Annotated in this window: 11 protein-coding genes and 1 tRNA gene; 3 read left to right on the top strand and 9 right to left on the bottom strand. The window is 68.8% G+C overall.

All coding sequences use genetic code 11. From position 1 onward, the window contains the following. Positions 1 to 90: 90 nt before the first annotated feature. The 4 genes from ACIP6W_RS10650 to ACIP6W_RS10635 form a co-directional block, all read right to left on the bottom strand. Positions 91 to 468 (bottom strand): holo-ACP synthase, encoded by a 378-nt coding sequence (locus tag ACIP6W_RS10650; RefSeq protein ID WP_209682962.1) that lies wholly within the window; start codon positions 466 to 468, stop codon positions 91 to 93. Positions 469 to 557: 89 nt separating this feature from the next. Next, the gene (locus ACIP6W_RS10645; RefSeq protein ID WP_326496140.1) at positions 558 to 1079 is read right to left on the bottom strand and encodes a hypothetical protein; all 522 of its coding nucleotides are present in this window, start codon (positions 1077 to 1079) and stop codon (positions 558 to 560) included. 92 nt (positions 1080 to 1171) lie between these two features. Next, positions 1172 to 2167 (bottom strand): aldo/keto reductase, encoded by a 996-nt coding sequence (locus ACIP6W_RS10640; RefSeq protein ID WP_209682957.1) that lies wholly within the window; start codon positions 2165 to 2167, stop codon positions 1172 to 1174. Positions 2168 to 2231: 64 nt separating this feature from the next. Next, positions 2232 to 2789 (bottom strand): hypothetical protein, encoded by a 558-nt coding sequence (locus ACIP6W_RS10635; RefSeq protein ID WP_400429382.1) that lies wholly within the window; start codon positions 2787 to 2789, stop codon positions 2232 to 2234. Between the two features lie 83 nt (positions 2790 to 2872). On the opposite strand from ACIP6W_RS10635, the gene ACIP6W_RS10630 reads away from it, so the two are divergent. Continuing rightward, positions 2873 to 4627 (top strand): AMP-binding protein, encoded by a 1755-nt coding sequence (locus tag ACIP6W_RS10630; protein WP_271825653.1) that lies wholly within the window; start codon positions 2873 to 2875, stop codon positions 4625 to 4627. Here the strand turns inward: ACIP6W_RS10630 and ACIP6W_RS10625 are convergent. The 3 genes from ACIP6W_RS10625 to ACIP6W_RS10615 all read right to left on the bottom strand — a co-directional run bounded on the left by ACIP6W_RS10625 (position 4600) and on the right by ACIP6W_RS10615 (position 5559). Continuing rightward, on the bottom strand, positions 4600 to 4770 hold the full coding sequence (locus tag ACIP6W_RS10625; protein WP_158407745.1) for a hypothetical protein: 171 nt from the start codon (positions 4768 to 4770) through the stop codon (positions 4600 to 4602). The genes ACIP6W_RS10630 and ACIP6W_RS10625 overlap by 28 nt on opposite strands. Continuing rightward, positions 4767 to 4916 carry a hypothetical protein gene (locus tag ACIP6W_RS10620; RefSeq protein WP_400429378.1) on the bottom strand — a complete coding sequence of 50 codons (150 nt, stop codon included), beginning with the start codon at positions 4914 to 4916 and terminating at the stop codon, positions 4767 to 4769. Before ACIP6W_RS10620 ends, ACIP6W_RS10625 begins: the two co-directional genes overlap by 4 nt. 79 nt (positions 4917 to 4995) lie before the next feature. Continuing rightward, positions 4996 to 5559 carry a MarR family winged helix-turn-helix transcriptional regulator gene (locus tag ACIP6W_RS10615; protein ID WP_066653947.1) on the bottom strand — a complete coding sequence of 188 codons (564 nt, stop codon included), beginning with the start codon at positions 5557 to 5559 and terminating at the stop codon, positions 4996 to 4998. A 486-nt stretch (positions 5560 to 6045) separates the two neighbouring features. Between ACIP6W_RS10615 and ACIP6W_RS10610 the strand changes: the two genes are divergently transcribed. Together ACIP6W_RS10610 and ACIP6W_RS10605 are read left to right on the top strand one after the other, a co-directional pair. Further along, entirely contained in the window at positions 6046 to 7641 is a 1596-nt protein-coding gene (locus tag ACIP6W_RS10610) for a long-chain fatty acid--CoA ligase (protein WP_271825425.1), read from the top strand. A gap of 221 nt (positions 7642 to 7862) precedes the next feature. Then, a tRNA-Val gene (locus tag ACIP6W_RS10605) sits at positions 7863 to 7938 on the top strand. An 867-nt stretch (positions 7939 to 8805) separates the two neighbouring features. Here ACIP6W_RS10605 and ACIP6W_RS10600 read toward each other — a convergent pair. Further along, positions 8806 to 9450 (bottom strand): hypothetical protein, encoded by a 645-nt coding sequence (locus ACIP6W_RS10600; RefSeq protein ID WP_144411285.1) that lies wholly within the window; start codon positions 9448 to 9450, stop codon positions 8806 to 8808. A gap of 489 nt (positions 9451 to 9939) precedes the next feature. Continuing rightward, positions 9940 to 12144 (bottom strand): phospholipase A2, encoded by a 2205-nt coding sequence (locus ACIP6W_RS10595; RefSeq protein WP_066653949.1) that lies wholly within the window; start codon positions 12142 to 12144, stop codon positions 9940 to 9942. Between the last annotated feature and the right edge of the window lie 399 nt (positions 12145 to 12543).

The following is a 12543-nucleotide window of genomic DNA, read 5'->3' as shown; positions in this document are numbered from 1 at the left end:
AGCAACGATAGGGAGCATGCGGGCCCGGAAAACCGCCGTGCACGTGCGTGATCCCGCACGTGCGCCGCAAGGAACGCGGGACCGGGTCGGTCAGCGTCGGGACAGCGCCACGGCGGTCGCCAGCGCCAGCCCCCGTTCGTGTGACAACGACACCGCGACCGGTCCGCAGCCGACCGCCGCGGCGAGCTCGGCGGCGCGGCCGGAGAGCTCGACGACCGGGGCGCCGGCGGCGTCCAGCACCACCGCGACGTCCGTCGGGGGGACCGCGTCGCCCGGCGCGGGTCGCAGCAGCTTCAGCACGGCCTCCTTGCCGGCGAAGCGGGCGGCCAGACGCTCGGGGTCGTCACCGCAGTCGGCGCGCTCGCGGTCGGTGAACACCCGCGACAGGTAGCGCTCGCCGTGTGTGGCGATGCCCGCGACGACGTCCTCGACCGCCGCGAGGTCGGTACCGGTCCGGATCGTCGTCACGGGTGCAGCGTACGGCTCGCAGCCACGCGGTGGCACCACGGCGTCGCCGCGTGGCCGCGAGCCGCCCCCGACCCCGGTGCCGACCCCCGTCAGCGGTACTGCGGCGGCCAGTCGAACGGCGCCGGCAGGTGCGGCACCTCGCCGATCGTGGTGACGACGAGCACGACCTCGCGACGGTTCGTCAACGCGATCGACCGCGGGTTGCCGAGGTACCGGTGTCCGTCGACCCAGGTCGTCAGCTCCCCGTGCAGCCCGCCGACGTGCCCCGCGCCGAGCGAGACGTCCCACTCGTCGAAGAACTGCCCGAGTGTGAACGTCTGCCGGGTCGGCGACTCGACGTGCAGGATGCCGGAGGTGTCGTGGGTGTGGAGCTCGGCGGCGAACCGCTCCCGCGACGAGTGCCCGACGTCGCCCGGGACCGTCACCGGTGTCGAGCCGTCCAGGATCGTCAGGTGCGTGTGCACGTGCTCGGCGAGCGGTTCGCCCCAGACGTTCCGCAGGCCCGCCGCTTCGGCGCGCGTCTGCAGGTCGGTCGGTGCCGGCCAGGGAGGCGCGGTGCGGGTCGTCCCCGCCGCCGGCGCCGTGCAGAGGGCGAGCAGGAGGACGGCCACCGCCGCGACGAGCGTGACGACGACGCTCCGGGGCGCCCTCCGCGCACCGCCCGTCCGCGGGGCCCGGCCGGTTCGCGTGCCGGGCCGGCGGCTCACCACCGGTCGTGCACGGTGGCGCGGAACCACCGGTCGTAGAGCTCGTGCACCGTGCTGTCGAGGGCGCCGAGGTCGAGTGCGCCGCCGTCGACCAGGTCCGGTGCTCCGGCGTTCGAGCGGGCCTGCTCGGGGTTCCTGGCGCCCGGGATGGCGGCGGTGACGCCGTCCTGCGCGACGATCCACGCGAGCGCCGCCTGCGGGACCGAGATGCCCTCGGGCAGCGCCGCCGCGAACGCCCGGGCGGCCTGCACGCCGTCCGCGAAGTCGACGCCGCTGAACGTCTCGCCCTGGTCGAAGGCCTCGCCGTGACGGTTGTAGTTGCGGTGGTCGCCCTCGCTGAAGGTGGTCTCGGTCGTGTACTTCCCGGAGAGCAGTCCCGATGCCAACGGCACGCGCGCGAGGATCCCGACCCCTGCCTCCCGTGCGGCCGGCAGCACGCGGTCCAGCGGCTTGAGCCGGAACGCGTTGAGGATGACCTGCACGCTCGCGACGTGCGGGCGGGCGATCGCGGTGAGCGCCTGGTCCGCGGTCTCGACGGAGACGCCGTACGCGGCGACCGACCCGTCGGCGACGAGGGCGTCGAGGGCGTCGTACACGGCGTCGTCCTCGAAGACCGCGGTCGGCGGGCAGTGCAGCTGCACGAGGTCGAGGGTGTCCTGCCGGAGGTTGCGCCGGGAGCGGTCGACCCACTCGCGGAAGTTGGCCGCGACGTAGTTCGCGGGGACCTGGTCGGCGCGTCGACCCATCTTGGTCGTCACGGTGAGCGGCACGTCGGGGTTGGCCTGTCGCCATGCCCCGATGAGCTGCTCGCTGCGACCGTCGCCGTACACGTCGGCGGTGTCGAAGAGGGTGACGCCGGACTCGACCGAGGCGTCCATCACGGCGGCGGCGTCCTGCTCGCTGACGGGACCCCAGTCACCGCCGAACTGCCAGGTGCCGAGGCCGACGACGGACACGGAGCGGCCGGTGCGGCCGAGGGTGCGACTCTGCATGCGGACGAGCGTAGTCACGGCAGCCGCGGACGTCCCGTGACGATCCCCGGGGCGCAGGGTCGGCTCAGGACTCGGTCGGTCGGGACTCCGTCGGGTACGGCTCGGTCGCGACCCCGCGACGGAGCAGTGCCCGTGCTGCGCGGGCGCGGGGGACGACCCAGAGCGCGGACCATACGCCGATCCCGACCCAGAGCGCGACGAGCAACCCCGTCAGGAGCGGGCCGTGCTGGTCCGCCATCGAGAGCGTCATCGCGGTCCAGAGCACGCAGAGGACGATCTTGCCCCAGCCGGCGCCCTCGCGGTCGGCCTGCGCCTGCAGCGCCGGGACCCACTCGTCGGCCGTGACCCCCGGTGGCACGCGCTGTTCCGCGACCCATCGCTGCACGGCCGCCGATCGCTCGTAGCCGCCGGCGGCTCGCCAGGCCCGCAGCTGCGTCCAGACGCCGATGGCCGCACCGGCGATCCCCGCGGGCACACCGACCCCGACGAGCAGCGCCGTCGTGGTCGTCAGCCAGGACGACGCGACGAGCACCGCGAGCACCACGCCGAAGGCCGCGCCGGCCACGGCGCTGCCGAGGAGCCGCAGCCGCCCGGACTCGTCCACCACACCGACACCGTCCACGAGGACGACGCTACCCGCGACGGACGACCGTCCGCTGCGAGCGCGCGGGGTGCCCGGTGGGGCATGATCGACCGGTGTCCTCCCTGAACCCGACCGCCGTGTACCGCGCCGCCCGTGACGAACTGCTCGCGGTCCTCGACGAGCACGACACCGAGCGTGCCGAGGCCGCCCGACGTGCGTTCCGCTGGCCCGACCTCGGCCGGACCTTCAACTGGGCGACCGACTGGTTCGACGTGGTCGCCCGTGGGAACGACCGCGTGGCGCTGTGGATCGTCGACGAGGACGGCGGCTCGCGCACGACGTACGCCGAGATGGCCGCCCGCTCCGACCGGCTCGCGGTCCGCCTGGACCGGCTCGGGGTCCGGAAGGGCGACCACGTGCTCCTGATGCTCGGCAACCAGCTCGAGCTGTGGGAGACGATGCTGGCGGTGATGAAGCTCGGCGCGGTCATCCTGCCGACCTCGACCATGCTCGACACCGCCGACCTGCAGGACCGCATCGACCGCGGCGGCGTCGCGCACGTCGTCACGAACCACGGGGAGACGCCGAAGTTCGACGGGGTGACGGGTGCTCCGTCGCGCATCGTGGTCGGGGGAGCGGTCGACGGTTGGACGTCCTACCCGGACGACCTCGGTACCCCGGCGCCGGCGGACGAGGTGCGGCCCGTGGTCACCACGAGCACCGACGACCCCTGCCTGGTGTACTTCACGTCGGGCACCACCTCGCGGCCGAAGATGGTCGTGCACACGCAGGCGTCGTACCCGGTCGGCCACCTCAGCACGATGCACTGGCTCGGACTCCGGCCCGGCGACGTGCACCTGGCCATCAGTTCACCCGGGTGGGGCAAGCACGCCTGGAGCTGCTTCTTCGCGCCGTGGATCGCCGAGGCGACCGTCTTCGTGTACGACACGCCGCGCTTCGACCCGGCAGGGCTCCTCGCGCAGCTCGACGAGGCCGGCGTCGACACGTTCTGCGCGCCGCCGACCGCCTGGCGGATGCTCCTGCAGTCCGACCTCGGACCGAGGCCGCGCGCGCTGCGCGAGGTGGTGTCCGCGGGCGAGCCGCTCAACCCCGAGGTGATCGCCCGTGTCCAGGCGGCCTGGGGCCTGACGATCCGCGACGGCTACGGCCAGACCGAGACGACGGCGATCATCGGCAACGTGCCCGGTGGGGCGGTGACACCCGGGGCGATGGGTCGTCCGCTGCCCGGGGTGGCCGTGACGCTGCTCGACCCGCTGTCCGGGCGCGTCGGGGACGAGGGCGAGGTCTGCCTCGACCTGACCGAGCGGCCGACGAACCTGATGGCCGGGTACCTCGGCGACCCGGAGCGCACCGCCGACGCGATGCGGGACGGCTTCTTCCACACCGGCGACATCGCGGTCCGCGACGCGGACGGGCAGCTGACCTTCATCGGCCGGACCGACGACGTCTTCAAGTCCTCCGACTACAAGGTGTCGCCGTTCGAGGTCGAGAGCGCCCTGCTGCAGCACGACGCCGTGGCCGAGAGCGCCGTCGTCCCCGCACCGGACGACGCACGGCTGAACGTCGTGAAGGCCTACGTCACGCTCGCGGCCGGGTGGGAGCCGACGGCCGAGACCGCTCGTGCGGTGCTCGAGCACGCACGGGTCGCGCTCCCGGCGTACGCCCGGGTCCGCCGAGTCGAGTTCGGGCAGCTGCCGAAGACGATCTCGGGCAAGATCCGACGGGTCGAGCTCCGCGAGCGCGAGGAGTCCGCGGCGTCGGGCGGTGTGTCGGTCGAGGGGGAGTGGCGGGACGACCAGTTCCCGGAGCTCCGCTCGGTGGGACGGGCTCAGGCGACGCGGAAGAAGTCGCCGTAGGTCGGCTCGGGCGGGACGTCGCCGTGCGTGCGGTGGTGCACGAGGGCGTCGATCTCGTCGGGGTGCCGCAGGCCGCGGCGGTGCCACTCGTGGGGGTGGCGCTGGAGTTCGCGGAGGTCGTTCGCGGTGCGCACCGTGCTCACGCCCCGAGGGTGACGACGGTGACGGCAGCGGTGGCGACGGTCACGGCGACGATGCCGAGGCTGGTCGCCAGGGTGGCGAGGACCCGTCCACGGGCTGCCTCCCGGACCTCGGAGAACTGCGAGTTCGTCGCGTCGATGGTGCTCATGGCCGGCCCTTCCCGTGCTGTGGGTCGCCGCCGATCGGCGACTGGGGCCAGCTTGCTCCGATTTCTCTAGTTTGTCTAACTACCGAAGTGGATGCGTACGCATATCGGCCATCGCACCCGGGCGGGCGGCGCCGTCGGCCTCGTCCGCGGGTGAGTCGGCGCCCATCGCGTCGATCACCTCGGCGAAGAACGCCTGCATCTCGACCACCGTCTGCGGCGACAGCCGGTCCGCCGCGGCGATCATCCGGGCGTGCACGTCGGTGAGTTCGGACCGGACCTCGTCGTCGCTGTGCACGGTCGCGACCAGCAGGGCGCCGCGGCCGTCCGCCGGGTCCGGCCGGCGCTCGGCGTGCCCGCTGGCGACGAGTCGCTTGACGACGGCCGTGGTCGACGCCGACGTGATCCCGAGGTGCGCGGTCAGGTCGCCCGGCCGCACCGCGCGGCCCTGCTCCGCGGCGCGCAGCAGGAAGCGGACCGCCTCCATGTCGGTCGCGTTCATCCCCATCGACCGGCGCTTGCGCTCCCGCATCGCGACCTCGGCGGCGCGGTAGCGCCGCATCGCGGTGAGCAGTTCGACACCGGTCCTCGCCGGCCGGTCCGGGTACCAGTACCCGGACGTTCCGTGCGTGCCGTCCTCGGTCATCGCAGCCTCCTCACCTCGTCCGCCCGACAGTACCGAGCCGGTCCGGGCGCGCGGGGAGCAGCGGGGTACGTGACGAGGGTCGGCGACCCACGACACCGGTCTCGAGCGGGCCACCCGGCGGACGGGAGGCGCGAGGCGGGTCGGCTGCGGGCCTCCCGTCCGGCACGCACCGGCTCACTGCCGCGGAGCGGCTCGTCCCGCAGCGGTCTCGTCCCGATGCGCGGACGAGGACCGGGTGCGGCGGCCGATCCGTGACCCGAACACAGACCGGCCGCCCGTGCCGTGGTGCCTGACCCGCACCACGACGTCTCGATTGAACACGATCCTGCTGTGAGCGCAAGCCCACAGCCGCTGCGCGCACTGCGTGCAGCCGACGTCCAGACACGCGGTCGCCGGGGCGCGCCGGAGATCGCGCGTCCAGACCGAGGAGGCCCGAGCGCCGTAGGCTCCGTGAGGAGAACTCGTCACGGGAGACGGAAGGCCGGCATGACCAGCACCACCACCAGCAGCCACCCCGCACCCGGCGCCGCACACGGCGCCCGGACGACCCAGGCCACCGCCTCCGTCGCCGCGATCCTCGCCGAGTCCGCGGCGCGGTTCCCGGACGACGTCGCGGTCGTCGTGGGGGACCAGCGGACCACGTACGCCGAGCTGTGGCAGCAGACCCTCGCCTACGCCGGCGGCCTCCGCGCGCGCGGTGTGCGCGAAGGCGACCGCGTCGCGATGCTCGTGCCGAACGTCGCCGACTTCCCGCGCGTCTACTACGCCGTCCTCGCGCTCGGCGCGGTGGTCGTGCCGGTGCACGCGCTGCTCAAGCGCGGGGAGATCGAGTTCGTGCTCCGCGACAGCGACGCCCGACTGCTCGTCTGCGCAGCCCCCCTGCTCGGCGAGGGTGGCGCCGGGGCGGCAGCCGCCGGCGTCGACGTGCTCAGCGTGCTCGCCCCGGCGGACGCCGAGGGCGCTCCGGACCGACTCGAGACCGTCGCCGCGACGAGCGAACCGCTCGACACCTACGTCCCGCGCCACCCGTTCGACACCGCCACGATCCTGTACACGAGCGGGACGACCGGAAAGCCGAAGGGCGCCGAGGGCTCCCACTTCGCCCTGCTCGAACAGGTCAACACGTGCCTGCTCACGACCTTCGACATGCGTCGGGGTGACGTCCTGCTCGGTGCGCTGCCGCTCTTCCACACCTTCGGGCAGACCTGCACCATGAACACCGGGTTCCGCGCCGGCGCGACGATCGTCATGCTGCCGAGGTTCGACGGCGACGCCGCACTCGCGGCCATGGTCGAGCACGACACGGCGATCTTCATGGGCGTCCCGACGATGTACATCGCGCTGCTCGACGCCGCGACCCGGTCCGAGGCCCGACCGCACCTGCGGTACGCGATCTCCGGCGGGGCATCGCTGCCGCTCGCCGTGCTCGAACGGTTCCAGCAGGTGTTCGACGCGCCGGTCCACGAGGGGTACGGGCTCACGGAGACCTCGCCGGTGGCGTCGTTCAACCACGTCGGGGCCACCCCGCGCCCGGGCACCATCGGGACGCCGATCTGGGGTGTCGACATCGAGATCGCCGACCCCGAGGTCACGGACCGCACCGTCCTGCTGCCGCGCGGCGAGATCGGCGAGCTGGTGATCCGCGGCCACAACCTGATGAACGGCTACCTGAACCGACCCGAGGCCACGGCCGAGGCGATCGTCGACGGGTGGTTCCGCACGGGCGACCTCGGGCGGAAGGACGACGACGGGTACCTCACCATCGTCGACCGCACGAAGGACATGATCATCCGCAACGGCTACAACGTGTACCCCCGGCAGGTGGAGGAGGTCCTCGCCGCCCACCCGGACGTCACGATGGCCGCCGTGTTCGGGATCCCGCACGAGGTGCACGGGCAGGAGGTCGCCGCGGCGGTCGTGCTCCGTCAGGGCGCCGAGGTGACCTCGGAGGAGCTGATCCGCTTCGTCGCCGACGAGATCGCCGTGTACAAGTACCCGCGGGTCGTGCACGTGGTGGACGCGCTGCCGCTCGGTCCGAGCGGGAAGGTGCTCAAGCGGGAGCTCGTCGAGCGGTTCGGCTGAGCGCCCCGCGGCGGGGTCGTCGGTCCGGAGCGCGGCTCGCGCTCCGGACCGGTCGCGATCGTGCTCGCGGCCGACCGTCGCCGACGTCAGCGGGCGCGTGGACCAGGCGCCGCCCGGCGGCGGCGTTGCTCGTCAGCCGTGGCCAAGACGAGGAACACCGCCCCGATCACCGCAGGACCGTGGACAGGGTGTTCCCACCGAGCGTCTAGGATCGACTCCAGGGGCCTTTAGCTCAGCTGGTAGAGCGCCACGTTTACACCGTGGATGTCGTCGGTTCGATCCCGGCAGGGCCCACCAGAAAAACCCAGTTCAGGCCCCACCATGCGGAAATAATGTGTGGCCGGCGGGAGGAGAATCCGGGCAGCTGCCGGTGAGCTGCCGGTGTCTAACCTGGGAGCTGGGGGATTGAGGTGTGCGCGCCGCGGTTGACGCTGGGAGAAGCATGCACGCCGCTCGGCCCGCTTGAAGTGGTGCCTGAGATTGTGCCGCGATCGTGCCCTCCAATGACTGCACGCTGATGGCCTCTTCGCAGCGACGCTGTGCCAAGCCAGGGGTAGCGAAGAGTCGCCGAACTTGGAGTGTAAGTCGGGCGAGTACGTCGACAATCGAGTTCCATGACGGTGAGCCGCGTCATACAGGCGGTCTACTGGCTAGACCTTGGTCCAATCCCGGCCCTATCGAATTTCACCGTGCAAGCCGCGCTAAGGTCAGGTTCGACAGATGATGCATCGGAGCGGCGCCCCTTGCGTTGACCCTACAACCTCCAGAATCTAGGCATGCTCTCCCTCGTTCTCTCCATCTATGCGGCTTTGGTTGCGACCTTCGCGCTGCTGTTCAACTACTTCAAAGAGCCAGTGCCGCTTATGCACGTGATCCGTAACGATGTGTCGGCCGAGTACGGAAAGCCCTACTGGTCGCTGTATTTCCGTAACCTCGGGGCAGGGTCAGCGCGGCACGTCAAGGTACGAACTCGACAGGGCAAGGCCCGATGGACGCCCTGGACGAGCCTCGCTCCGGTCTTGGATGCCAAGAGTGAGGTCGGCCACAGGGTGCCACTTACTGAAGAGGAGTACGCCGCGTTAGCGTCGGAGCCAGCTCGTTCGTCTTGGCGAGTGCAGTTCCGCTGGACGCAAGGCCCCGTCTCCTTCGTTGGCCAGCGCCGGCTCACTGTTCGTCCCGACCACTACTGGACTCGTGAACAGTCAGACGCTTGGGGTTAGCTGCTGACCGCTGGCTTCTTCCTGCCGTGCCTGTCGGGACCGTGAACGGCGGCGTCCAATCTTGGCTCGCCAAAAACTGATCTAGTGGCAGTGTCATCGCCTTTACCATCTCGGGATGTTCGTGAATGTCTTTGATTCGGTGACCGATCATGTAAAGCGTCGGCACCTTGGTATCAGGCCAAGCGATGTCGCGACGCACTGCCACGAGAAGATCAGCCATGAGTCGCATCGTCACCAAGTTCGGCGGATTCAAGTTGGCTGAAGTGCGCCACCGGTAAAATGTCTCGATCACTTCGTCCGAACCCCAAACCGTCACGAAGCCCTGAAAGTTCGTAATGACGTCTTCCATACCGGCCAGAGCGGCCGCGCTCCGATTCGGAGTGAGAAGGTCGTTTAGCGTTGTGAGGAAGGGCTGATACAGCTCGAACTTTTTCTGCGCTGTGCGCTCCTCAAGCGCTCTAAGACGTGCAGCCTCCGCCTCTGCGTGTTGCGCTCTGCCCGCGGCCCGCGACGCCAGAATGCTGGAGATCACGGCGACGGCGACGGGGACGGCAAGGGTGACGATTTGCAGCCATAGAGGAAGTGTCATGCGTGGGAGTCTTGCATCGACCGCCGTCGATCGGCATCACGACCGCGCCGTCCGGGGCGCCGGTAGGCCTCTGGTCGATCAGGTCAGCAGCAGGTTTGCCATCGCGCTGTCTTCCCCAGTGAAGAAGAGCCTCTAGGTCCACCGAACACCCCTCAAAGCAAGCACCCTCAGTCCAGTGGCTGAGGGTGCTTGTATTGAGGGGACTTACGAAAAGATCGGGCATGCTCGAGGATCTACGCGTACCTGTCGTTAGTCGCCGTCCGGATCAGCGCCTACGACCTCACCTACGACGTGCAGTAACAGCAGCGGCAACTCCAAAACCGAGGCCAGCTAGACCGACCAGCATTCCTCCGTTGTAAATCAATCCTGCAGCGAAGTTAACGCCCCCACCGGGAGGACTCAGTATGGTCCATACAGAGCCGATTGCAGTTGCAACGAAACCGACCGCAAGAAGAACGATTGCAGCAACGACTACCCCTGGCATTCTCATCAGTTATTACGTCCGTTTCCCTTATAGAAGGCCCAGCCAGCGCCACGAACAGCGGTGTAGTAGCCACCAGCGACACCAGCACAAGAGTTTCGCGTAGCACCCTTGGGGTAAGCCTTGTTGCAAGCATACGTAAGGTTACCGAGGAACGCGACGTCGCAGGTCAGGCGGTTAATCTTCTTCTTATTGCCATAGCAGATGTCGTGGGCGTCGCAAGCGGGCCTGAACTTCGCCTTACCCCACGTGTCGGGCGAATAGCTACAACCGTTGGGTGCAGCGAAAGTGGTCATCTCCCCACTCGCGGTCGGCTCGGGGTCGGTGGCGTCAGGAACGTCCTCCCCCTCGTTCGCGACTCGGAACGACCAATCTGCGGTCTGAATATCGCCTCGTTCGTCCCATGCGGTGGCAGCCGAAACTTTCGCCTTCCATGAGTAGGAGTGCCCTCGGGGAAGGTCGTAAAGGCCGAGCGGGACGTTACCAGTAGTGGTCGCCTGCGTGACGCCGGTTGTCAGGTCGCGGAGCTCATAAGCGATCGCAGCATCGCCAGGTAGGAGCCCTGACTGGGGAAGCGGGTAAAGGGAAACCACTTCCGGGTTCACCACTGCCCCGTTCGCAAGACTTGGCTGTAATGCCTCGTTCTGCCACTGACCAACCCCAAATTCGTAGGCCACGGAGGGCGCCAACCCCGTGCTGCTGGACAGTTCTGCACGCAGCTTCACTAGCCCAGACAAGGGTGGAGTCGTGAAGGTGAACGAGGACGTCGTAGTGTCATTCAGTGAATAAGACTCGAGCGGAAGGTCGTTCAGGTACACGTCGACCGTTTGCCCAGCCTCGACTGCAGCAGGCGCGCTTACAGTGCAAGACGCCGCAATATCATCGCTTCCCGTGGTAGCGGTCCATGTTCCAGCCCCGAACGGAGCGGCGCAAGTCAGACGAGGGGCTTGAGGATTGCTGTACCAGCCTTGGACGTCGAAAACGTAGTCGGTCGGGTCAGCGACACTGTTGATTGCGACCTTGCCGTTCGCGCCGAGCGGTACCGTAATGGTGTTCGTGCGGATCGTAGTCTCGTCGAAATTGATCGACGTCGTGTTCGGGCGGGTTGTGCCGTCTGCCCACACCGTCGCATTGCCGGCACCAGCGGTCGACTTCAGCGAGGTGAGCGAGAGGACAACGGCCTTGATACCAGAGCCCATGACGGGGACGCCTGCTTTGCCGGCGATCTGGATGGAACGGGTTTCGTTCTTTCCCATGACTGTGTTGCCGCTGGAGCGGGTGTCGTACGCACGGCCAGCACCGGGAGTGAAGACGGCGCCTCCCTTCCCAGCGGCGGTGAAGTAACCCTGGGTGTCGACGACGAGGTCGGTGGTGCTGTTGTTGTTGTAGATGGTGATCTTGCCGTCAGCGGAGAGCTTGACCTGCGCCTGCATCGAGGTCGGCACGTTGCCGGCGTAGTTGAAGGAGTTCGACGGACGGGTGTCGCCCGTGGCGTACGGGGTGAGGTACCCGACGGAGGCGGTGCGGTTGACGGCGATCATGTTGATGATCGCGCCGGAAGCACCCTTCGGGATGCCGCCGCGTCCGGAGACCTGCAGGTCGACACGCTCGCCGGCGCCGATGGTCTGCTGTGGGAAGCCGAGCCCGGAGCGGGTGTCAGCGATGCGCGAGCCGTTCAGCGGGACGAAGCCGCCGGCGGCAGTACCGTCGTCGCTGGCGGTGTAGTAGCCCTGCACGTCGAGGATGAGCCGGATGCTGGTCTCGGCCTGCACCTGAATCGTGCCGTCGGGATTCACCGCGAGGACAGCGGAGAACGAGGTGTTTTGCTCGCTCTCACCACCGTAGATACCCATGAGCGTCGTCTTCGCGGCTGCGTTCGGGCGCCCGTAGAGGATGCCCTGATGCGAGATGCTCGCCGCGGTCGCAACGACGGATACAGCTCCAACGGAACCGTCGTCCGGGACGCCGTTCTTGCCGGTCACCTGGACGGTGCGCCAGCCCTTGGCAGGCATCGGGGTGTCGAAGCCGCCGATGTTTCTCCCCGTGTCGAGGAAGCGTCCGGTTGCCGGGACGAATACGCCGCCGGTTCCGGTGTCGTTGAGGGCTTGCGCTGGCGTTGCGACCAGCAGCGAGCCAAGGATTGCGAGCGCGCTCAGGGTTGCGGCAGCGATGCTGCGCTTCCTCTGGCGCGGCCTGTGCAGCAGCGTGCGCACGAGACCCCCTAGGTCAGCTGACAGCACGGGTTGCCGTCAGTTCGCGAAGGCTAGAAGAAGTCTGAATACCGGCACAGGTCCCCCGAAGAGGGGCTCGCCAGAAAAATCCCAGTTCAGAGGTAATAGTTCCGGAATGGGCTGAGCGTTCTCTCAGTCTATGTCAACCTGCGAGCTGATGATCCCAGCCAGTCGGCTAGCGCCAAATGGCTAGCGCCGAACAGCTGTCCAGTTGGAGCTCTGGGCTGATCGAACGCAAGAGAGGGTGGGGCATTCTCACGCAAGTCAGCGTGAACAGCCACAACGCCGCGACGCGCCGGGGGGCCGCAGGGTCCGTTTTGGGTCCTAAAACGATGCGCAGGAAGGGCACATCAAGGGCGTAGCGACGCGAACGCTACGATG

This window comes from Curtobacterium sp. NPDC088465, assembly GCF_044753165.1.
In the GTDB taxonomy this organism is placed as follows: domain Bacteria; phylum Actinomycetota; class Actinomycetes; order Actinomycetales; family Microbacteriaceae; genus Curtobacterium.
The sequence above is the reverse complement of the archived record's forward strand: the minus strand, read 5'-3'. Positions and strand labels throughout refer to the sequence as shown.

Excerpts from the sequence above, each read along its gene's own strand:
- ACIP6W_RS10640 (WP_209682957.1), bottom strand. The coding sequence starts at position 2,167 with ATGCAGAGTCGCACCCTCGGCCGCACCGGCCGCTCCGTGTCCGTCGTC.
- ACIP6W_RS10620 (WP_400429378.1), bottom strand. The coding sequence starts at position 4,916 with ATGAGCACCATCGACGCGACGAACTCGCAGTTCTCCGAGGTCCGGGAG.
- ACIP6W_RS10615 (WP_066653947.1), bottom strand. The coding sequence starts at position 5,559 with ATGACCGAGGACGGCACGCACGGAACGTCCGGGTACTGGTACCCGGAC.
- ACIP6W_RS10610 (WP_271825425.1), top strand. The coding sequence starts at position 6,046 with ATGACCAGCACCACCACCAGCAGCCACCCCGCACCCGGCGCCGCACAC.
- ACIP6W_RS10600 (WP_144411285.1), bottom strand. The coding sequence starts at position 9,450 with ATGACACTTCCTCTATGGCTGCAAATCGTCACCCTTGCCGTCCCCGTC.